General features: G+C 56.6%; 20 protein-coding genes. 8 read left to right on the top strand and 12 right to left on the bottom strand.

Annotated features, from left to right (window positions below; all coding sequences use genetic code 11):
- Positions 1-3: 3 nt before the first annotated feature.
- Positions 4-945 carry a xanthine dehydrogenase family protein subunit M gene (locus EXR70_09320; protein MSP38676.1) on the top strand — a complete coding sequence of 314 codons (942 nt, stop codon included), beginning with the start codon at positions 4-6 and terminating at the stop codon, positions 943-945.
- Positions 942-1388: a hypothetical protein gene (locus tag EXR70_09315; GenBank protein MSP38675.1), complete on the top strand. Its 447-nt coding sequence runs from the start codon at positions 942-944 to the stop codon at positions 1386-1388. The genes EXR70_09320 and EXR70_09315 overlap by 4 nt, the downstream gene beginning before the upstream one ends.
- Here the strand turns inward: EXR70_09315 and EXR70_09310 are convergent.
- The 3 genes from EXR70_09310 to EXR70_09300 all read right to left on the bottom strand — a co-directional run bounded on the left by EXR70_09310 (position 1385) and on the right by EXR70_09300 (position 3851).
- On the bottom strand, positions 1385-2323 hold the full coding sequence (locus EXR70_09310) for a 1-acyl-sn-glycerol-3-phosphate acyltransferase (GenBank protein ID MSP38674.1): 939 nt from the start codon (positions 2321-2323) through the stop codon (positions 1385-1387). The genes EXR70_09315 and EXR70_09310 overlap by 4 nt on opposite strands.
- Positions 2208-2975: a GNAT family N-acetyltransferase gene (locus EXR70_09305; GenBank protein MSP38673.1), complete on the bottom strand. Its 768-nt coding sequence runs from the start codon at positions 2973-2975 to the stop codon at positions 2208-2210. The genes EXR70_09310 and EXR70_09305 overlap by 116 nt, the downstream gene beginning before the upstream one ends.
- Before the next feature lie 108 nt (positions 2976-3083).
- Positions 3084-3851: an enoyl-CoA hydratase gene (locus EXR70_09300; protein ID MSP38672.1), complete on the bottom strand. Its 768-nt coding sequence runs from the start codon at positions 3849-3851 to the stop codon at positions 3084-3086.
- Positions 3852-4020: 169 nt separating this feature from the next.
- Here EXR70_09300 and EXR70_09295 point away from each other — a divergent pair, with 169 nt between their 5' ends.
- From EXR70_09295 to galT, 3 genes are all read left to right on the top strand, one after another.
- Positions 4021-4809 carry an OmpA family protein gene (locus tag EXR70_09295; protein ID MSP38671.1) on the top strand — a complete coding sequence of 263 codons (789 nt, stop codon included), beginning with the start codon at positions 4021-4023 and terminating at the stop codon, positions 4807-4809.
- Positions 4810-4895: 86 nt separating this feature from the next.
- Positions 4896-5513 (top strand): RlmE family RNA methyltransferase, encoded by a 618-nt coding sequence (locus EXR70_09290; GenBank protein ID MSP38670.1) that lies wholly within the window; start codon positions 4896-4898, stop codon positions 5511-5513.
- A gap of 3 nt (positions 5514-5516) precedes the next feature.
- A complete protein-coding gene (gene galT / locus EXR70_09285) occupies positions 5517-6515 on the top strand; it encodes a galactose-1-phosphate uridylyltransferase (protein ID MSP38669.1) in 999 nt (332 codons plus the stop codon).
- On the opposite strand, the gene EXR70_09280 is transcribed toward galT, so the two are convergent.
- Genes EXR70_09280 through glmU form a run of 3 tightly spaced genes read right to left on the bottom strand, consistent with a single transcriptional unit; the run spans position 6492 to position 10986 of the window.
- Complete coding sequence (locus EXR70_09280; protein ID MSP38668.1) at positions 6492-7766, bottom strand: MFS transporter; 1275 nt, start codon at positions 7764-7766, stop codon at positions 6492-6494. The genes galT and EXR70_09280 overlap by 24 nt on opposite strands.
- The gene (glmS, locus tag EXR70_09275) at positions 7763-9592 is read right to left on the bottom strand and encodes a glutamine--fructose-6-phosphate transaminase (isomerizing) (protein MSP38667.1); all 1830 of its coding nucleotides are present in this window, start codon (positions 9590-9592) and stop codon (positions 7763-7765) included. The genes EXR70_09280 and glmS overlap by 4 nt, the downstream gene beginning before the upstream one ends.
- Positions 9592-10986 (bottom strand): UDP-N-acetylglucosamine diphosphorylase/glucosamine-1-phosphate N-acetyltransferase, encoded by a 1395-nt coding sequence (gene glmU / locus EXR70_09270; protein ID MSP38666.1) that lies wholly within the window; start codon positions 10984-10986, stop codon positions 9592-9594. Before glmU ends, glmS begins: the two co-directional genes overlap by 1 nt.
- Positions 10987-11352: 366 nt before the next feature.
- On the opposite strand from glmU, the gene EXR70_09265 reads away from it, so the two are divergent.
- Positions 11353-12081, top strand: coding sequence for a competence/damage-inducible protein A (locus EXR70_09265; GenBank protein MSP38665.1), 729 nt, complete (start codon positions 11353-11355; stop codon positions 12079-12081).
- Positions 12082-12129: 48 nt separating this feature from the next.
- Here EXR70_09265 and EXR70_09260 read toward each other — a convergent pair whose 3' ends face one another.
- The 6 genes from EXR70_09260 to EXR70_09235 all read right to left on the bottom strand — a co-directional run bounded on the left by EXR70_09260 (position 12130) and on the right by EXR70_09235 (position 16354).
- Positions 12130-12840 (bottom strand): urease accessory protein UreH, encoded by a 711-nt coding sequence (locus tag EXR70_09260; protein MSP38664.1) that lies wholly within the window; start codon positions 12838-12840, stop codon positions 12130-12132.
- 78 nt (positions 12841-12918) lie between these two features.
- Positions 12919-13350, bottom strand: a complete 432-nt coding sequence (locus tag EXR70_09255; GenBank protein ID MSP38663.1) for a molybdenum cofactor biosynthesis protein MoaE — start codon at positions 13348-13350, stop codon at positions 12919-12921.
- 2 nt (positions 13351-13352) lie between these two features.
- Positions 13353-13601 carry a MoaD/ThiS family protein gene (locus EXR70_09250; protein MSP38662.1) on the bottom strand — a complete coding sequence of 83 codons (249 nt, stop codon included), beginning with the start codon at positions 13599-13601 and terminating at the stop codon, positions 13353-13355.
- Between the two features lie 5 nt (positions 13602-13606).
- Entirely contained in the window at positions 13607-14113 is a 507-nt protein-coding gene (locus EXR70_09245) for a molybdenum cofactor biosynthesis protein MoaB (GenBank protein MSP38661.1), read from the bottom strand.
- Positions 14114-14197: 84 nt separating this feature from the next.
- The gene (locus tag EXR70_09240; GenBank protein ID MSP38660.1) at positions 14198-15319 is read right to left on the bottom strand and encodes a M48 family metallopeptidase; all 1122 of its coding nucleotides are present in this window, start codon (positions 15317-15319) and stop codon (positions 14198-14200) included.
- A gap of 18 nt (positions 15320-15337) precedes the next feature.
- Complete coding sequence (locus EXR70_09235; protein MSP38659.1) at positions 15338-16354, bottom strand: DUF898 domain-containing protein; 1017 nt, start codon at positions 16352-16354, stop codon at positions 15338-15340.
- 121 nt (positions 16355-16475) lie between these two features.
- On the opposite strand from EXR70_09235, the gene hemW reads away from it, so the two are divergent.
- The gene (gene hemW / locus EXR70_09230; protein ID MSP38658.1) at positions 16476-17636 is read left to right on the top strand and encodes a radical SAM family heme chaperone HemW; all 1161 of its coding nucleotides are present in this window, start codon (positions 16476-16478) and stop codon (positions 17634-17636) included.
- A 34-nt stretch (positions 17637-17670) separates the two neighbouring features.
- A complete protein-coding gene (locus EXR70_09225; GenBank protein MSP38657.1) occupies positions 17671-18840 on the top strand; it encodes a hypothetical protein in 1170 nt (389 codons plus the stop codon).
- The last annotated feature ends 643 nt before the right edge of the window (positions 18841-19483 follow it).

Genomic DNA, 19483 nt, shown 5'->3' with positions numbered 1-19483 from the left:
GCCATGATACCTTTTGAATACCGCACCCCGAAAAATCTCAAAGAAGTCCACGCGACGCTGAAAGAGTTTGGCGATGAAGCCAAGTTGATCGCCGGCGGCACCGCGCTGGTGATTATGATGAAGCAGCGCCTCGTGCGCCCGAGCTGCTTAGTCGCACTGCGCAACGTGCGCGGTTTGAACGGAATTGAAATCAAGGATGGCGGCTTGAGCATCGGCGGTTTGGCCACCCACAGAGAAGTCGAAAGTTCCTCGTTGGTGCGTCGGCGCTTGCCCATGTTGGCGGAAACCTATCACCATGTCGCCACGCTACGAGTGCGCAACATGGCGACGGTAGGCGGCGGCTTGGCCCATGCCGATCCCAACCAAGATCCGCCGCCGAGCTTAATCGCTCTCGGCGCCACGGTGAAAGTGACTTCGGCCAACGGTAGCCGGATCATCCCTCTCGACGCCTTTTTTACCGATTATTATGAGACCGTGCTCAAAGCCGATGAAATCATCACCGAAGTGTTCGTGCCCAAAGTGGCGGCCAACAGCGGCGCGGCTTATATCAAATTTCTACCGCGCACAGCGGACGATTACGCCACGGTGTCGGCAGCCGCGGTGTTAACTCTCGATAAGAACAATAAGATCATCACCGATGTCCGCATCGCCCTGGGCAGTGTCGGCGTCACGCCGATTCGCGCCACCGAAGCGGAAGCGGTGCTGCGCGGCCAACCGCTCAAAGCCGAAGCCTTCGCCGAAGCCGGCGAGAAAGCCAAAGGCGCGGTGGACCCAGTGAGCGATTTCCGGGGCTCGGCGGCTTACAAAAAAGACATGGCCGCGGTGTTTGTCCGGCGCGCGCTGGAAAAAGCTCTCGCCGACATTCGCCAACAGGCGAAAGTCAAAGCCGCGCCGAAACCCGCGGCGAAAAAGAAAAGCGCCAAGAAGAAAGGCAAAAAGAAGTGAAATTTAGCCAGACCGCGCAGATTCCCGTAGCCCGCGAACCTTTGTGGAATTTTCTCATGGACGTACCGAAGGTCGCCAAGTCGCTGCCCGGAGTGGACTCCGTCAGCAAGATCGACGATACCACTTACGAGGGCGCGCTCACCGTGCGCGTCGGCCCGATCAAGTTAAATCTTCAAGGTAAGATCATTCTCGAAGAGCAAAATAAAACCGCTTGGCGCGCCGCGCTACGGGCCGAAGCCAAAGACCGCATGGCGGCCGGCGCGGTCAATGGTAAAACCACCATGAGCCTGAAAGAGATTAGCGCCAATCTGACCGAGCTGGTGGTCGAGACCGATGTGAATATTTTGGGCAAGATCGGCGAGTTCGGCCAACCGATCATCCGCAAAAAAGCCGACTCCATGCTCAAAGAGTTTGTCGAGAATATTAAAAAGCAGTTGAGCTAACTGGGCTGCAGCGGCTCGCCTTCTTCCACGCCATCGTCATCCTCTTCCGCTTTGTTTTCCGTCACCCGGCCGAGGACGCTGTTGTAGCAGTCCTCGGCCAGTTTTTTTCTGCCATTGGAATTGTCCGGGTAGCGAAAGCACTCGATCTTCGGCTGAATCGTCACCAACACTTCGACACTGCAGAGCCCCAGCAACTTCCAAAAGTGCGAGATGAAATCCATATCGCCGTACCAAAAGACCCGATCGCGATTGGCCGCGTTTATCGGTTTGTCGTCGATGCTGGTGTAAGCGATGGTGGTCGGCACGATGATCGAACGGCTGCGCAGCGGCGCCGCCAGCGGCACGGTTTGAAACGGCAACATCCGTTCGCCGTTGGTCGAAGTGCCTTCGGGAAACAGTAGAATGTTCGCTTCCTGTTTGAGCTTACGCGACATTTCCTCGACCAGCGCTCCGACCAGCTCTTTGCGCTGGCGATTGATAAAGATCGAGCCGCACAGGGTGTTCCACTGGCCGACCACCGGCCAGCCTTTGACCTCGCGTTTGGAGACGAACACGATGGGGAAAATACTGCCGAGCACGATGCCGTCGACGTAGCTGACGTGGTTGCCGATGATCACGTAGCCGCCCCGTTCCAATTGTCCCTCGTCACCTTCGACGGTAACTTTGATATTGAGAATCGCCCGCATCAGCAAGGTGAAGCTGCGATTCAAGCGGGTGATGATCTTCCAACGGTTGGCCAGGCCGAGAATGCAAATCCACAGATGGGCGGTAGCGACCAAGCCGAAAAAGAACGCCCAGATCGATAGAAATGCGGTTAACTTAAGCAGGCGCATCATTGCCCTTTTCAGCCGCCATGCCCAAGCGCTTAAAATATTCTTTCTTCGACTTGGCGAAATCGAGCATGACGAAGAAATCCGCCGTGCCGAACTCGGCATCCAACGCCGGCAGCCCGCAGACCACCGCGCCGGCGCGCAGATAGCCCTTGATCAAGCCCGGCAGCTTTTGAAACAGCGCCGGTTCATTTTCGATGATGAAATCTTCCGCCAAATCTTTGAATCGGCAAGCTTCCAGCGGCATGACCCGTTGCGCTTCGGGCGCGTAATATTTCTTTTTCAACAGCGCAAACATGGCGCTCACTTGGTCCGTTCCAGTGGTGTAAAGACTGCCGCAGCCGAAGGCGTAACGAGCCTTATGCTGGCGCGCATGAGCCGTGATCGCTTCCCACATGAGCGGCACCAGGGCGCGATCTCGATAATCTTTGCGCGCGCAGGAGCGGCCCAGTTCGAGCAGCTCGCCGTCGAGCATTTTAATTCTGCTAAGGTCGAACTCTTTTTCCGAATAGAAGCCGATATGACGGCGCGCTTGGCTGCCGAGCAGCAAGCGGTAGGTACCGACGACGTCGCCGCTTTTGAGATGGCGGACGATCAAATGCTGGCAAAACGGATCGAACTCATCGATATCGAGGCCGCGCGCGTACGACTCCTGAAGCCCCTTGTTAAGCTCAAGGTTAAAAACCTCAAAGCGGAGGCGCTGCGCCTCTTCAATTTCACCAGGCTCGGTGGCGATCTTGACCTCGAAATCAGCCATGGAAGCGAAAACTTAACATATGAGTGAGGTTTTGGAAACCGACTTGCACAGGGAATTGAATTGACAACGGCGAATATCGCTTAGCTCCCTGAAATGCTTGGGAAATCTTTATCGATGGCGCCAAAGCGGCGGGCGCTTTTCGAGGAATGCTTGGGCACCTTCTTCAACGTCATGGGTCGACAATAGTTCCTGACAATAGATTTGCTCGGAGCGCTTGAGCGCAGCGTCGAATTCGTTCAGGGATAGTTCTCGAAGCCCTTTGACCGTTATGCGCAGCACCGCACCGCTTTTCCCCAGCAACTCGTCCAACAGCGCCTGCATGCCGGCATCCAGCTCGCCCGCCCCATGGACGCGATTTATCAGCCCCATGGTTTGTGCTTCCTGGGCGCTGAAGCGCCGGCCGGTGAGAATCATTTCCGCGGCGCGATGATAGCCGATCAAGCGCGCAAAGCGCGCCAGCGCCACCGGCGGATAGCAGCCGACGAGAATCTCCGGCGTGGCAAAAACGCTATCCTCCGCCGCGACGATGAAATCGCAGCTGCTTGCGACTTCACAGCCGCCGCCGAGACAAACGCCGCGCACTAAAGCTATCGTCACTTGCGGCAGAGCGAGTAATTTGCGAATCACGCCATGGACGACCTCAAGCATCTCCGGCACCTTGGCGGCGCTATGATCTTTGATGTCGACACCGGCGGAAAAAGCGCGCACGCCGGCGCCTTGAAGCACAACAACGCCAACTTCAGGGTCCGCCGCGCAGCTGACCAACGCCTGGTCCAACTCACGCAACAGCCCGATATCGAGGACATTGAGCGGTGGCCGCTCCCAGGTAATCCACAACGCTCGGCCTTTTTTTTCGCTGCTTACAGCCATAGTCATCGTTCTCGCTCAACCTATCGAATTGGTTTCGGCAAAATCGCTTCTTCTCATAGTCCAAGCACCGGCCGGTTACAAGTAGAAGGATGAAATAACCGCCAAAACAAAAATTTGACAACGATTACGGTAGCCCTTAAACTCATTTTTAATCGTTGTTTTAAGGAGGGGTCTCATGAAGGCTTCACGAATTTTGCTCGGCGCAGCGTTGTGCGCCCTGGCGCTTAGCGCTCGGCCGGCGTGGGCGGCTTGGGACGACTACGAGGACACTCAGTCCCACCCACTACGCCTCGCCGCCTATCTGATGCATCCGATCGGCTGGCTCACCGAGTGGACGGTCATGCGGCCGTTTCATTTCATTGTCAGCGCCACCGAGCCCCAGGAAGCCTTTTTCGGTCATCGGCCCCATCCGTCGCTGCTCGTCGAACCGGGCCGCGCGTCAAGTGCAAGTTATTCTCGCTCAATGCCCCAAGCTCAAGCGCAAACCCCGACTCGGCTCGCCGCCGTGCCGCCCAAAGCGCCGGCGTCGCTCGCCCCACCGGAAACCGTCAGAATCGTCGAGGTACCGGTTGAAAAAATCGTCGTCAAAGAAGTCCAGGTGCAGAAAATCGTCGAAGTCGAAAAACTAGTTTTTCCCCAGGTCGCCTTCGCCTTCGATTCGGCTAATCTCACCGACCTCGGCAAAGGCCAGGTTTACTTGGCCGCCCAACGGCTCAAGGAAAAAGCTGACGTGACAGTGGTCATCGAAGGCCATGCCGACAGCCTTGGCAGCGACGACTACAATCAAAAACTCGGCCTGCAGCGGGCGCAGATGGTGATGAAAGAGCTCGTCGCACAGGGAGTCGACACCGGCCGCATCTCGACCGCCAGCTTGGGCGAGAACAAACCGTTGATCGGCACCGACACCGCCTGGGCGCGCGCCGTCAATCGCCGCGTCGAATTTCAAGTCAAAGCCGCGCGCTGAAATAAATTTGAATCGCATTAAAAAGGCCCAGTCTGCGTCTCAGGCTGGGCCTTTTTAATTTCGCCGCATAAATTGTACAACTGGCCATGCACTATAAGCCTCAAGACAGTTATTTCAAAAAAGCCAAACAGGATGGCTATCGTTCCCGCGCCGCTTATAAATTGCTCGAACTGCAACAGCATTACCGCCTCATGAAACCTGGCGACGGCGTCCTCGATCTGGGCGCCGCCCCCGGCGGTTGGCTGCAAGTCGCGGCCAAGCTGGTCGGCCCCAGCGGCAAGGTGATTGGCGTCGATCTCCAGCCGATCCAACCGCTGGCCGAACGCAATGTGATGCTGATCAACGGCGATATCACCGACGCCGAAGTACAGCGCCAGATCAACGAACTGCTCGGCGGCGCGGCTCACTGCGTGCTCTCCGACCTGTCTCCCAGGCTGAGCGGCATTCGCGACGCCGACATGGCGCGCTGCTTGGAATTGAATCGCACTGCGCTGGCGGTCGCCAACGCCATGTTGCGCCCCGGCGGCGTGCTGTTGATCAAAAGCTTCATCAGCACCGACCTGCAAATTTTTACCGCGGAATTGAAACAACAGTTCGCCGATGTCCAGCGCACCAAACCGGACGCCACCCGCCACGGCTCGTCGGAATTTTATTTTTACGCCAAAGGACTTGTCCGAAGGACGAATGCGCGCCAAACGGTCTAACACGTGGCGGAATTCCGAAAAGACCCGATCAGCAATCGTTGGGTGACCATCGCCACCCAGCGCGCTCAGCGGCCGCGCCAATTGGGCAGGAACAACTCCGAGCAGCAATCGGAACCCTGTCCCTTTTGCGCCGGCAACGAAGCGCAAACGCCGCCGGAACTCTGGGCGTTACGCGATCCCGACAGTCAAGCCAATGGACCCGGTTGGCGCGTGCGCGTGGTCCCCAACAAATATTCCGCGGTGGAAACCGCCAGCCAATGGCAGGGCGCGAGCGATGATTTCTACCAAGCGGAGAACGGCATCGGCGCCCATGATGTGATCGTCGAAAGCGCGGCGCACGTGGTCAATATCGGCACGCTCGATGAAGATGAAATTGCCAACTTGCTGCGCGCCTACCGCGAACGCATGCGCGCGCTGAGCAAAGACCGGCGCTGGCGCTATCTCTTGCTCTACAAGAATCAAGGCGATCGCGCCGGCGCGACGCTTGAGCATGTTCACTCGCAATTGATCGCCTTGCCCCATATACCGAGAGAAGCCGCCGATGAACTCGACGGCGCCCAGGTGCATTACTTAGCAACCAATCGATGCATTTACTGCGATGTCATTGAGCGCGAAAGCGCAGCGCCCGCACGGGTGATCTTCAGCCAGGAAAGATTTATCGCCATGTGTCCGTTCGCGCCGCGCTTTGCATACGAAACATGGATTCTACCGAAAATTCACAGCGCTGCTTTTGAGGAGTGTGCCGACCGAGACTTGATTGAATTCGGCCGCGCCCTGCGCGAAATCATCGCCCGGCTTAACCGTGGATTGAACAATCCGCCGTTCAATTATTTTCTCCACTCGGCGCCCACCGATGCCAATCACAGCCAACACTATCACTGGCATCTGGAAATCTTGCCCCAGTTGTCACGCGCCGCCGGTTTTGAATTGGGCTCGGGATCGCACATCAATTCGGTGGCACCGGAAGACGCCGCGAGATTATTGCGCGACGTGCTGCTTTAATTTTTCCGGCGGCGGCAGGTCTCTGACTTGCCGCTGTTGGTAGAGCAACGCCGAAGCGGCGAGCGCGCAGGCGATCCCAGAGATCGTCATCGCCCGCGGCGTGCCGATCAGATGGGCGACGCTGCCGATAAACAATGTGCCGAACGACCACAGCCCTTTGTCCATGAAAAATAAACTGAGCATGCGGCCGAGCAGTTCCGGTGGCGATTCCATCTGCACGATGGAGTTCGATACCGCGCGAAAAGCGATGTTGCTGGCACCGACGAGAAAGAGGAACAAGATTGAAAACGGCAGCGAGCGGGAAAACGAAAACATTATCAAGGAAGCCGAAAAGGCGAACACGCTCATGGCGACAAAATGAGTTCGGCGCCGCAGCCGGCCCAATGACGCGATGCCCAAACCGGCGATCACCGCGCCCACGCCCGGCGCGGCCAAGAGTAAACCGAAAGTCGTCGGCCCGGCGTGGAGCACGTCGGTGGCGATCACTGGGAGAAATCGCGAATAGGGCGTGCCGACCAGCGCCACCGCATAAGTCAACAAGAGAACGGAATAGAGCCGGCGTTCGCCGCGTAAAAATTGATACCCTTCTTTGACCTCTTGCCAGAACGGAGTCTCTTCGATGGACCGGCCTTTGATTTCGGGAAACTCCATCACCACCAGCGTGACGATGATCGCGACGAAACTGACGGCGTTGACGAACAGACAGCCGGCCACGCCGATGACGCCGATGAGCACGCCGCCCAAGGACGGGCCGATGATTTTCGCCAAGTTGGCTAGCGATGAATTGAGCGCGATGGCGTTCATCAGATCTTCGCGCGGCACTAAATTGTTGATCAAGGAATGGCGCGCGGTCTGGTTGAGCGAATTGATCGTGCCCAAGGCCAACACCAAAAGCACCAAATGCCAAAATTGAATCAGCTCGAAATAGACCAAGGCCCAAAAGCAAAACGCTTGCAGCATCGCCAACACTTGAGTGGTGATCAACAAGCGGCGCCGCTCCAAGCGGTCGACGATGGCGCCGCCGACGGCGCCGAGCAGCAAGCGCGGTACCGCTTGGCAAAAACCGATGACGCCGAGCAGAAACGGTGAATGGGTCATGGTCCACACCAGCCAGCTTTGGGCCATGGCTTGGATGAAATCGCCGACGTGGGAAAGACTGGTGCCGCAGAACAGCAATCGGAAGTTACGATGACGCAGCGAAATCAGTGTGCGCTGGAGTTGCGCTGATCCGCGCGCGCCCAGCGCCGTCATTCGACGGTTACACTTTTGGCGAGATTGCGTGGTTGATCGACGTCCGTGCCGCGCTGCACAGCGATATAGTAAGCCAACAGTTGCAGCGGAATCGTCATCACGATGGGCGTAAGATAATGCGAAGCCTTCGGCAGCGTCAAGACCCGGTGGGCATTTAACTCACGAGCGGCTTTGGCGTCGTCGGTGAGAACGATCACTTTGCCGCCGCGGGCGTGGACTTCTTGCAGATTGCTCACGGTTTTTTGAAAGTAACGATCGCGCGGCGCCAGCACCACCACTGGCATGGTTTCATCGATCAAGGCGATCGGCCCATGTTTCATCTCGCCGGCGGGATAACCCTCGGCGTGGATATAAGAAATCTCTTTGAGCTTGAGCGCGCCTTCAAGCGCGATCGGATAATTGATGCCCCGGCCGAGGTAGAGAAAATCCCGGCTATGCATCAAATCCTGCGCCAGCTCTTTGACCTGCTCTTCACACTCCAAAGCTTTTTCGATCCAACTGGGCAGATGCATCAAGTCGCGGAGTAATTTTCGCGCCGCGCCAGCTTTGAGCTTGCCGTTGAGCCGACCGAGAGCCACGGCCAATAAATAAAGCGCTGTCAACTGCGTGGTGAAAGCCTTAGTACTTGCGACGCTGATCTCCGGCCCGGCGTGGGTGTAAAGCACGCCATGGGATTTACGTGGGATCGAGGCATCGATGACGTTGCAGATCGAGAGAATCTTCGCCTTCTTCGCTTGAGCGATATCGGTGGCGGCCAGCGTGTCGGCGGTCTCGCCGGACTGGCTGACCATGAGTAGAATCGATTTGGGATCCATCAACGGCGAGCGGTAACGAAACTCCGAGCCGTAATCGACTTCGGCGGGAATGCCGGCGATCTCCTCGAGCAAAAACTTGCCGACGAGACAGGCATGCCACGCGGTGCCGCAAGCGACCAAATGAACCCGAGTGATCTGCTTCACTTCGCTGGCCTTGAGCTGGATATCTTCCAGCGACACCCGGCCGTCATTGAGAGCGATGCGGCCGCGAAACGTATCGGCCAGGGCGCGCGGTTGATCGTGGATCTCTTTGAGCATGAAGTGCGCATAGCCGCCCTTCTGCGCCGCCACCGCGTCCCAGGTGATTTCTTTGACCGGCCGGCGAATCGTCTGCCCCTTGCCGTTGAGCAATCGATAGGAACCGACCTTTACTTCGGCGATTTCGCCATCTTCGAGAAACGTCACTTTGCGCGTGTGATCGAGCAGCGCCGGAATATCCGACGCGATAAAAGTTTCGCCCTCGCCCCAACCGATGACGATGGGCGTGGAGTTTTTCGCCACGATCAAACGCTCAGGATCACGCCGGTTGAGAAACAGCAAAGCGTAGGAGCCGTGAATTTCTTTGAGCGTGCGCCGCACCGCGTCGAGAAAATCGACGCCCTTGGCAACTTTCTCCGCGACTAAATGGGCGACGATTTCCGAATCGGTCTCCGAGCTAAAATGGGTGCCGCGCTTGCTCAGCTGCTCTTTCAGTTCGAGATAATTTTCGATGATGCCATTATGCACCACGACGACATCACCGGCCCGATGCGGATGGGCGTTGGTCTCCGCTGGCCGCCCATGGGTCGCCCAGCGGGTATGGCCGATGCCGACGGCGCCGGTCATGGGCTGGCGCTGGAGTAAAGTTTCGAGATTATTGAGTTTGCCCTCGGCGCGCCGGATCGCCACCTGGCCGTCGTGCAAGACCGCGATACCCGCCGAGTCGTAGCCGCGATACTCGAGTTTGCGCAGACTTGCTAAAATCAACGGCGCCGCTTCTCTATGACCGATGTAGCCGACAATCCCGCACATTATTTTTTCTTACCTTTCATTTGCTGACGCTTTTGCGCTGTCCACCCTTCGCGCACTTTTTCTTCGCGCGTGTTGAACACCAACGATCCCGCCGGCACGTCGTGGCGCACCGTGCTCGCGGTGGCGACGTAAACATCGTCGCCCAACGTAATCGGCGCGACCAACGTGGTATCGCTGCCGACCTGGACGCGATCGCCGATCTTACTTTTATATTTTTGAAAGCCGTCGTAGTTGCAAGTAATCGTGCCGGCGCCGATGTTGGTGTCGCGGCCGATGGTGACATCGCCGAGATAGGTGAGATGGTTCGCCTTGGTGCCGGCGCCCAACTTCGCTTCCTTCGCTTCGACAAAGTTACCGATGTGCACGTTGGGGCCGAGCGCCGTGCCCGGTCTGAGATGCGCGAAGGGACCGATGATGCCGCCCTGTTCCACCCGGCAGCTCGCCATCACCACGGAAAAGCGAATATGCACGTCGTCGCCAATCTCGGCATCGGTTAAAAATGCGCTGCCGTCGATTTGGCAACGCTCGCCGATGACGGTTTTGCCGCGCAGCTGGGTGTTAGGGCCGATCACCGTGTCTTTGCCAATAACCACGCCCTCATCGATGTAAGTGGTGTCAGGATCCTTCATGGTGACGCCTGCCAGCAGCCACTTATGATTAACGCTCTCGCGTAAAGTCTTTTCCATAAAGGCGAGCTCCTGTCGCGTATTGACGCCCATCATTTCGCGCCGGTCGTCGACTTCAAAGGTTTCCACCGATTTATTTTGTTCCAGAGCGATGGCGACAATGTCGGGCAAATAATATTCGCCTTGCCGGTTGTTGTTATTCACCCCGCCCAAGGCGGCGAACAGAAACGGCGCCGAAACGACGTAAACGCCGGCATTCACTTCGTGAATCCGGCGCTGGTCGTCGCTGGCATCTTTCTCTTCAACGATACCGGTAATCGCACCCGCGCCGCTGCGCACAATCCGTCCATAGCCGTGAGAATTTTCCAGCACCGCGGTGAGCAACGTCGCCGCTGCCTGCGCGCGATGATGACGCTCGAGCATCGCTCTTAAGGTTTGCTCGCGAATCAGCGGCACGTCGCCGCTCAAAATCAGCAGCTCGCCGGCAAAATCTTTAAACCCATCTTTGGCGCAGAGCACCGCATGTCCCGTGCCCAACTGTTGCTCTTGAATCACCCAAGTGACATCGCTGCCGGTGTAAGCTTCGCGTACCGCCTCGGCGCCGTGGCCGATGATCACGGCGATACGCTTTGGTTTCAACTGTTGGGCCCGCTCCAAAGCGTGAAGAAATAGCGCTTTACCGCCAAGCGGGTGCAGGACCTTGGGCAGAGCCGAGCGCATCCGAGTACCCTGCCCCGCAGCCAATAGAATTACCCCAAGTTCGTGCATTTGTCTCGCGTCGTTGTCCGAAGTTAGAATTATAAAGTAACTTGCGGTTCAATCAAAGGAAATATTCATGGATTCTGCCACGCCAAGGCGCGCCGCGGCTTTAAAGTTTCACCGCAGTGAGTTATTGTTTGGCTATTCAGAGAACATTGCCGGAGCTAACTCGTATGAATGAGTCGGAAACCGAGCCCGAAGAGCCGGAAAACTGGTGGGACTTCTGTCCCATCTGCAATACCAAGCTGGTCAATCAGAAGTGCAAGTACGTCTGCCCCAGCGCCAAATGTAATTTTTTCATGAGTTGTAGTGAATTCGACCTGTGATGTGGAACCGCTGGCGAACTCAATCCCTTTGCGCTAAGGAATACCCACTATGGCGAAAACCTCCGGCATCGTCATCATCGGCAACGAAGTCCTCTCGGGCAAAACCCAAGACATCAACTCGCATTTTTTCTGCACCGAGCTGCGCCAGCTCGGCGTCGAAGTAAAAAAGATTTCGACCATCCAGGACGAAATCGAGTTGATCGGCCGTGAGGTTCTGGAATTTTCCCAACGCTGCGATTTCGTTTTCACCTCCGGCGGCATCGGTCCGACCCATGACGATGTCACCATCGAAGGCATCGCCCATGGTTTCGGCGTCAAAGTCGTGCGCCATCCCGACATCGAAGCGCGCATGCGCCGGCGCCTCGGCACTGATTTGAACGAAGCCCGGCTGCGCATGGCCAATGTTCCCGAGGGCGCCGCGCTGCTCTGCGCCGAGGCGCCGTTTGCGCCCATCGTGCAGATGCACAATGTCTATGTTTTCCCTGGCATCCCGAAGATTTTACAAGAACGTTTTCACGCCATTAAAGAGCTGTTCCGTGACGCGCCCTATTTTTTGAAGAATGTCTACGTGCGCCACGGCGAAGGCGTCATCGCGACCATGTTGAACGATCTGCTGGTCAAGTTTCCCGAGCTCATGCTCGGCTCCTATCCGGTGCTCGATCTGCCGGAGTACAAAGTTAAAGTGACCTTGGAATCGAAGGACGCTGAATATCTCGATCGTGCGTTGAAAGCTTTCGTCGCTTCCCTACCACAAGATTCCGTGCAGCGGATTGCCTGACGGCTCGAGTATAGCGATTGACGTAGCCCGCCATCGGCATGGATTGGATCAAAGCAAGCCGAGCCCGGTGCTGATCTCCCAGACTAAAAATATTCCGAAAACGATGCTGGCGATGCCGGCGCAAATTCTAATCCAGCGGTTCATCACGGTGAATCGCTGCGCCGTGAGAATGAACGGCAAGCTGATGATGCCGCTCAAAAGCAGCATGCCGCCCACCGAGCCCAAGCCGAAAATCACGATGTAGAGCAAGCCGCCAAGCGGCGATTCGATGGTCGACAACACCAGCAGCATGAGCGCCGCGCTGCCGGCCAAGCCGTGCACCATGCCGACGATGAACGGCCGGCGCATGGCTTTGAACTGATGCAGATGGCCGTGGTCTTGCTGCGGGTTTTCATGCACATGAAAGTGCGTGTGAGTTTCCGGGTTGTGGCTATGGGTATGTAAATGCACGCGCTCGGCGCCGAAGGTTTTGCGCAGGACATTGACGCCGAGGATCACCAACATCAGCGCGACCAAGAGTTCTAAGCTGGATCCCAGCCGCGGCGGAATCGTCACACGCAAACCGATGACGACTAGACCCACCAAAAACAACGTTGTGGTATGGCCCAAGCCCCAGAACGCCCCGATCAGGGAAGCCCACTTGAAATTTTTCTGCTCGCTAACAATGGTCGACACCGCGATCAAATGATCGGGATCGAGAGCATGCTGAATACCCAATACCAGCCCCAAGCCGAACGCGGCGAACAATGTAGGTTCCATGTGATAAAAATAGACAGAGAGAAGAGACAGAGACCGCTCCGCCTCCCCCCTCTCTGTCTCTGTCTCTGTCTCGATTCTCTATCTCTGCGGCAGCCGTTGTCCGGTCTGCGTGCCGATCCACACCTCGCCGCCCTCGAATACTTCTTTTTTCCAGATCGGCACGGTTTTCTTGATCTCTTCGATGGCGAAACGGCTAGCGGCAAACGCCGCATCGCGATGGGCCGAGGAAACCGCGATCACCACGCTCGCTTCACCGATCTGCACTGGCCCCAGACGATGCAAGATCGCCATACGGCAGATCGGCCAGTTCTTGGCCGCGTCGGCGCCGATGCGCGCCAACTCTTTCTCGGCCATCTCGCCGTAAGCTTCGTAGTCGAGCGCGATGACTTTGCGGCCTTCGTTGCTATTGCGCGTCGTGCCGATAAACGTCGCGATGGCGCCGGCCTCGGGGTCGGTGACGTAGTCGATCAGCTTCTGCAAATCGATCGCTTGGTTCGTGACCTGAAACATTCTTAACAACCTCCGCTTACCGGCGGAATAAAAACCACCTCGTCTTGATCCTTGAGCTGTTGATCGACGCCGACATAGTTCTGGTTGACGGCGTACAACATGCGAATCCCCGGCACATCGAGCTTGGCATAATCTTTCTGCAGCTCGCGCCACAGATCGGCAACCGTGCAGCCGTCGGCCAATTCTTTTTCCACGGCGCCGCAGCCCGCGCGCTCGCGCAGGATGGCGAAAAATTTGACGCGAATCTTCATCTGCCCTATTTGCCCTGAAGCTGCGACACCATGTGGCGAATTTCCGGCAAGATTAACTTTTCCATCGCTAAAGTCACCGCGCCTTTGGAGCCGGGCAGAGAGATCAACACTTTGCCGCGCGCCGTACCGGCGGCGGCGCGGCTCATCATCGCCGCCGAACCGATGTCGAGATAGCTCAAGTAGCGAAACAGTTCGCCGAAGCCGTCGAGTTTTTTCTCTAAGAAGCGATCGACCACTTCGAACGTGCCGTCCCGCGGCGAAATGCCGGTGCCGCCGTTGACGATCACCGCATCGACATCGCTTTGCCCCAGCGCTTGCTCGAGTAGTGCGTTAATGTCGACGGGCTCGTCTTTGACGATCCGATAGCCCGTGACGGGATGGCCTTCGTCGATTAAAAACTGCTTGATCGTCTGGCCGCTGGTGTCGCTCGTCTCGTCGCGGGTATCGCTCACGGTAATGACGAAACAGCGAATGCTTTTTTTGCCTTTTTCTTTATGCTCGTGAACCGCCATGGGCGCCTCGCTAGAATTCTCTCGATCGAATTTCCAGCGGCGACTATAACAACCGCTCTGGGTGAATTCAAACCACTGAATTTTCTACTCTTTCGCAGTTTTCGCTGGGGCCGGACAGAGTTTTTTCAAATCATCCCATGAATCATTGGGTAGGAGTTTTTGCGCTTTGGTTGGGGTCGCTGCGGTGAGTGCGGTCAAGCGCGCGATGCGTTGGTCGGTTTGCGGATGGGTGGAAATATAGGCGAGCGCCGCCGGCAGCTTGCCCTCTTCTTTTTTAATCGCTTCGAAGAAAGCTATCATACCGGCGGGATCGACCCGCGCCGCATGGAGCATCTTCACACCGGCTTCATCGGCTTCCAGTTCATGCTGCCGGCTAAAGCGCATCTGCGCCAGCATCCGCGCCGCCTCGACACCGAAGGAGACGATGCCGCTCACGTCGCCCACCAGCGCGGCGAAAAGAAAGCTCGAGGAGGCGTATTCGAGCAGCGCCCGGGTCACATGGCGCTTGAGCACATGTTGCAGTTCATGGGCGAGAACTCCGGCAAGCTCCTCGGCATTCTCGGTGCGATCGAGCAGGCCGCGAAAAATCACGATATGGCCGCCGGGAGCCGCCAGCGCGTTGAAGATCGGTTGATTGACGATGTAAATCTTGAAGCGATAATTGCTCTCGCCCTGGGCCGCCAAAAGCGTTTGCACGATCGCTTCGATCTTCGCCTGACGCGCCGGATCGTGGCAGCGCTGATTTTCCGGCGCGATATATTCGAGCGTGTTTTGCCCGAGTCGCTCTTCCCACGACACCGGCACCCAGGGCGCCGCCACGCGCGCCAGCGTCGGAATGCCCCATAAATAAAGACTGACGACCAGCACGACTGACGCACAGCCCGCGACGACGGTCAGCCGCAGCCGCCGATTACTCGTGCGCGGATCGAAGAATCCGCTCGGTCGCCCCAATAATAATTCGTGGAAGGAAGTTAAAAATCTTTCATCGTCGATCAGCAGCGCTTCGGCCAAATCGCCGCCATGTTCAAGCCGCACCTGCTCGCCGGCATAGGCGCCCTGGGTCTGATTGATTTCACCATAGGGCCAGAGCAGCGTTGCGCCGCCATCGATATCGATACGCAAACCGGTGGGCTCCAGATAGATCGCCGCGCGTTGGCGCTTGGCGCTCTTGCCGTCGAGATAGTGGCCGGACCATTGCAGCTGCATAGTAATTTAAATTATCCACTAACCGAGATCGAAGTTAAGATCGAGAAAGCCGGACAACCCCTCGCCGGTCGCCGTTGCGCTCTGCGCCTCTTGGGTCACGTTCGTAACATCGAAATCGCCGACCACCGCGAGATGGCCGAGATAGTAGCGCGCGTTACGCACCGTGATCCACGACCACGCTAAGCCCAGCGTGAAAACGAATAGCAGCGCGTTCACGAGCCATAAACCGAGAATGCCGCCGCCGGTGGCGCTGGAGCGAAAACGCGCCGCTTGAAAGAGCGTGTGCGCCGCGAAGTAACGCTGCACCCGCGCCCCATACCAAACCCAACACAGTCCCAGCGTCGGTAAAGTAAGCAGCAAATGGAGCACAAAGCCAAGAAAGATATCTTTGCCTCGGCCATCGAAGGCCAATCGTTGATTGCCGAAATAGGAATCGCCGAGGAGAAAGCTCTGCCGGCGATTCTGCCAGATCGGATAGTAGAGTCCAAAGGTGATCAACGTGAGCAACCAGCCTTTGACATAAATATTGACGAAGTCGCGTACCCCGCCGCGAAACGAAAAACGAATGCCGCGCCAAGAGCAACGACTGAGCCGGTAACGGCGCGCATTCACCGTGGCAATCGGAATAAAAAATACCGCGATCATGTAGGCAAGAATTTGCAGCAGCGCGTAGAAACCGGACTCCATATCGGCCCACGCCTGCAACACGCCCAGAACCGTCAACGGCAGGGCGAAGATCAACATCGCCTTGAGCCAGCCGTTGAACAGTTCTCGGCCGGTGCCATGATAGGCAAAGCGATCGCCTTCGAACTCGGTCTGGCTCAACATATAGCGACGCACTCGGACGCGGCTCCAAAAGGAATAAATTCCCAAAGTAATGATGATTAGAAACAGATTGACGATCTGAATGCCGAACAGCGTACCGCCCTGGCCGTGAAAACCAATTGCGGAAACCGGCGAGGGATGCGCTTGTGGTTGAAGCGCTGGAGTTTGCGATGCCAGGGTCGTTGCCAAGCTGCCTCCATCGATTGGAATTGTCGTCGCTCAATCGGACGTGAAAGTGACGTTCATGGTACACAATCGCTCGTCCAAATGGCAAACTGACTGAGTAATCGATTTGAACTGAGCCAGGGCCTGCGCTTAAGATGACACCAAGATGACCGCCGAACCGTTTTCTCTCTACATCCACATTCCCTACTGCATCAGCAAGTGTCCCTACTGCGACTTCAACTCCCACGTCGTCGCGGACATTCCGGAGAGCCGTTATACCGGCGCCTTGCTGCGCGAGCTGGAGTTTTACGGCGCGAATGATGACTGGCACGGCCGTACGGTGCAGACAATCTTTTTCGGCGGCGGCACGCCGTCGACTTTCAAACCCGCGAGCATCGCGACTTTACTGGAGCGCGCCACCACGACGTTTCCCGTCGCCGCCGACTGCGAAATCACCATGGAAGCCAATCCCGGCACCGTCGATGCGGCCTATTTCGCCGGCTATCGTGCCGCTGGCGTCAACCGCATCAGCGTCGGTGTGCAGTCGTTCCAAGCGCGGCTGCTGAAATTTCTCGGTCGGGTGCATGACGCTGAGGAAGCCAAGCAAGCGCTCAAGATTGTCAAAAACGCTGGCTTCGACAACTTCAGCTTCGATCTGATTTACGCCAATCCTGGGCAAACGGTCGAAGAATTGGCGCTCGATTTAGACATCGCGCTGGAATTTCAACCGCCCCATTTGTCCGCCTACAATTTAACTTTCGAAGAAGGCACGCCCTTTCATCACGACTATCGCTCGGGAAAACTGGCGCACCTGAGCGAAGACAACGAGATCGCCATGGCGGAATTGATCGAGAGCAAACTCAGCGCCGCCGGTTTGCCGCGTTATGAAATCTCCAACTACGCGCGCCCCGGTTTGCACTCGCGCCACAACGTCAACTACTGGCGCATCGGCGACTATCTCGGCATCGGCGCCGGCGCCCATAGTTACCGGCGCAACGCCGACGGCGTCACCGGCCGGCGCTGGAGCGACGAAAAAAATCCCGCCCGTTACATGGCGCAGGTGAAAGAAACCAACCAAGCGATCGCCGAACATGAAGAGATAGATTTCGCCAAGGCCGCCGGCGAGTTTCTGTTTCTTGGGCTGCGGCTGACCGAAGGGATCTCCAGCGAATTGTTTCGCGGCAGATTCGGCAAATCGCCGGAAGCATTCTATCCGCGCATCGCCACTTGGCTCGAAGCTGAATTTTTACAACAGCGCGGCAAATTTCTCAGCATGACGCCCAAGGGGTTGATGCTCGCCAATTCAATTTTCGTCGAATTCATGTAGTCTCAGCGATCAGCGATTTTTCTTGGAGGAAATTATGACAAATGAATTGAACAACCTGCGCATCGATCACATCGGCAGCATGGTGCGTCCGGCAAATTTGAAAGATGTCTTCGCCCGCTACGACCGCGGTCAAGCGTCGAAAGCTGAATTGGCGCAGGCCCAGGACCAAGCGATTCGCGACGTCATCGAGAAGCAAGAAGCCCACGGTTTCCCCGTCGTCACTGACGGCGAGTTTCGCCGCCACAGCTTTCAAGAAAGTTTTTCCGAATGCGTCACCGGTTTCGACGTGCCGAAGAACATTGGCCTCTACTACGAGAAGCGTGACTTGAACGAAACGCCGCTGGAGCGTGCCGAGCAAAACTTCGAAGAAGCCGGCCCGGCGATCATCACCCGGCGCGGCGCCGCTGAGCGGCTAACGCTCGTACGCAACTTGCCGCTGGAAGAGTTTCGCTACGCTCAGAGCGTCGCCAAAGTTCCGGCCAAGGTCACGGTCCTCGGCCCGGACCGCATCGCCCAGCGTTTCAAATGGGAAGCGTCGTTGAATGTCTACAAAGGCCTCGACGACTTCGTCGAACATCTCGTCGCAATCGAAAGGAAGATCATCGCGGAACTAGTAGACGCCGGCTGTAAGTACATTCAAATCGACGCCCCAGGCTACACCGCCTACGTCGACAAAGTCTCGCTGGAGAGAATGCGCTCCCGCGGCGAAGACCCGGAAAGAAATTTCCAACGCTCCATCGACGCCGACAACGCACTCATCGAAGGCTTCCCCGGCGTGACGTTTGGCATTCACATCTGCCGCGGCAACGCCCGCACGATCGATCCCAAAACCGGCAAGCTCGTCCCCCAATGGCACCGTGAAGGCAGCTACGACGCCATCGCCGAAGAACTCTTCAACACCCTCAAACACCAACGCTTGCTGTTAGAATACGACAGCGACCGCGCCGGCGGCTTCGAACCGCTCCGCCTGGTGCCGAAAGACAAAGTCGTTGTCCTCGGTTTGGTCTCGACAAAAAACTCCGACATGGAAACCGTCGACGACCTAAAACGCCGCATCGATCAAGCAAGCAAATACTTGCCGCTAGAACAATTAGCCCTCAGCCCCCAGTGTGGCTTTGGCGGCATCGACTCGAAAGTTTTGAGCGAAGACGAGATGTGGCGGAAGCTAGATACGATCGTGGAGATGGCGAGACAGATTTGGTGAAATCCTTCTAATGTAAATCTCGTCTAAAGCCTATCCTTTATTTCTTCCGAGGGACTTTCCATCTCAGACGAAATGGCATCGATATTCTTGACGGTATTCTCATTGACCCACCGATACCTGCCACACTCAAGACGGAACGAGAATATTCGTTCCAATTTTCTCAGTAATTCAGCTGAGTCGATTACAAATACGATTCTTTTGAGTACCTGCTTCTCGGAACTCCGCAAAACAATTTCATCAAGAAACGAACTGGAAACAGGGTCTTTCGAAGTTAGTGACAGCTCAATCTCAGCATTCGACAAGAGCAAGGGTAAAAGTTGCTGGAAGGCTTCTGTCCCCCTGGGGCGTGTAAGAGTCCTTGACGTTAACGATTTTATGTCGATGGTTTTTCTCATACCTTGCCTCCGGTAGGAAAACTCACTTCCATTTGTACACCAGGCAAATTGAAATTCATGTTTCCAATATAACTCTTACCTTTGTCTATTCGCAAATAACCCTGTTGTAGCAAAGTGATTATGTCAGGGGTTAACGGCAACGTAATTATGTCAGGGTGGAAGGATGACAACCCTGACAATGAAAGACGAGAAACGACTAGACGTAATTCAACGAGTATATCGCAGCGAGATCACCGTGGTTGAGGCCG

This window comes from Deltaproteobacteria bacterium (assembly GCA_009692615.1).
In the GTDB taxonomy this organism is placed as follows: Bacteria; Desulfobacterota; Binatia; order UBA9968; family UBA9968; genus DP-20.
This window is presented reverse-complemented; position numbering and strand designations above follow the sequence as displayed.

Excerpts from the sequence above, each read along its gene's own strand:
- EXR70_09320 (MSP38676.1), top strand. The coding sequence starts at position 4 with ATGATACCTTTTGAATACCGCACCCCGAAAAATCTCAAAGAAGTCCAC.
- EXR70_09310 (MSP38674.1), bottom strand. The coding sequence starts at position 2,323 with ATGCCGAGTTCGGCACGGCGGATTTCTTCGTCATGCTCGATTTCGCCA.
- EXR70_09305 (MSP38673.1), bottom strand. The coding sequence starts at position 2,975 with ATGGCTGATTTCGAGGTCAAGATCGCCACCGAGCCTGGTGAAATTGAA.
- EXR70_09300 (MSP38672.1), bottom strand. The coding sequence starts at position 3,851 with ATGACTATGGCTGTAAGCAGCGAAAAAAAAGGCCGAGCGTTGTGGATT.
- EXR70_09295 (MSP38671.1), top strand. The coding sequence starts at position 4,021 with ATGAAGGCTTCACGAATTTTGCTCGGCGCAGCGTTGTGCGCCCTGGCG.
- EXR70_09290 (MSP38670.1), top strand. The coding sequence starts at position 4,896 with ATGCACTATAAGCCTCAAGACAGTTATTTCAAAAAAGCCAAACAGGAT.
- EXR70_09280 (MSP38668.1), bottom strand. The coding sequence starts at position 7,766 with ATGACGGCGCTGGGCGCGCGCGGATCAGCGCAACTCCAGCGCACACTG.
- glmS (MSP38667.1), bottom strand. The coding sequence starts at position 9,592 with ATGTGCGGGATTGTCGGCTACATCGGTCATAGAGAAGCGGCGCCGTTG.
- glmU (MSP38666.1), bottom strand. The coding sequence starts at position 10,986 with ATGCACGAACTTGGGGTAATTCTATTGGCTGCGGGGCAGGGTACTCGG.
- EXR70_09265 (MSP38665.1), top strand. The coding sequence starts at position 11,353 with ATGGCGAAAACCTCCGGCATCGTCATCATCGGCAACGAAGTCCTCTCG.
- EXR70_09260 (MSP38664.1), bottom strand. The coding sequence starts at position 12,840 with ATGGAACCTACATTGTTCGCCGCGTTCGGCTTGGGGCTGGTATTGGGT.
- EXR70_09255 (MSP38663.1), bottom strand. The coding sequence starts at position 13,350 with ATGTTTCAGGTCACGAACCAAGCGATCGATTTGCAGAAGCTGATCGAC.
- EXR70_09250 (MSP38662.1), bottom strand. The coding sequence starts at position 13,601 with ATGAAGATTCGCGTCAAATTTTTCGCCATCCTGCGCGAGCGCGCGGGC.
- EXR70_09245 (MSP38661.1), bottom strand. The coding sequence starts at position 14,113 with ATGGCGGTTCACGAGCATAAAGAAAAAGGCAAAAAAAGCATTCGCTGT.
- EXR70_09240 (MSP38660.1), bottom strand. The coding sequence starts at position 15,319 with ATGCAGCTGCAATGGTCCGGCCACTATCTCGACGGCAAGAGCGCCAAG.
- hemW (MSP38658.1), top strand. The coding sequence starts at position 16,476 with ATGACCGCCGAACCGTTTTCTCTCTACATCCACATTCCCTACTGCATC.
- EXR70_09225 (MSP38657.1), top strand. The coding sequence starts at position 17,671 with ATGACAAATGAATTGAACAACCTGCGCATCGATCACATCGGCAGCATG.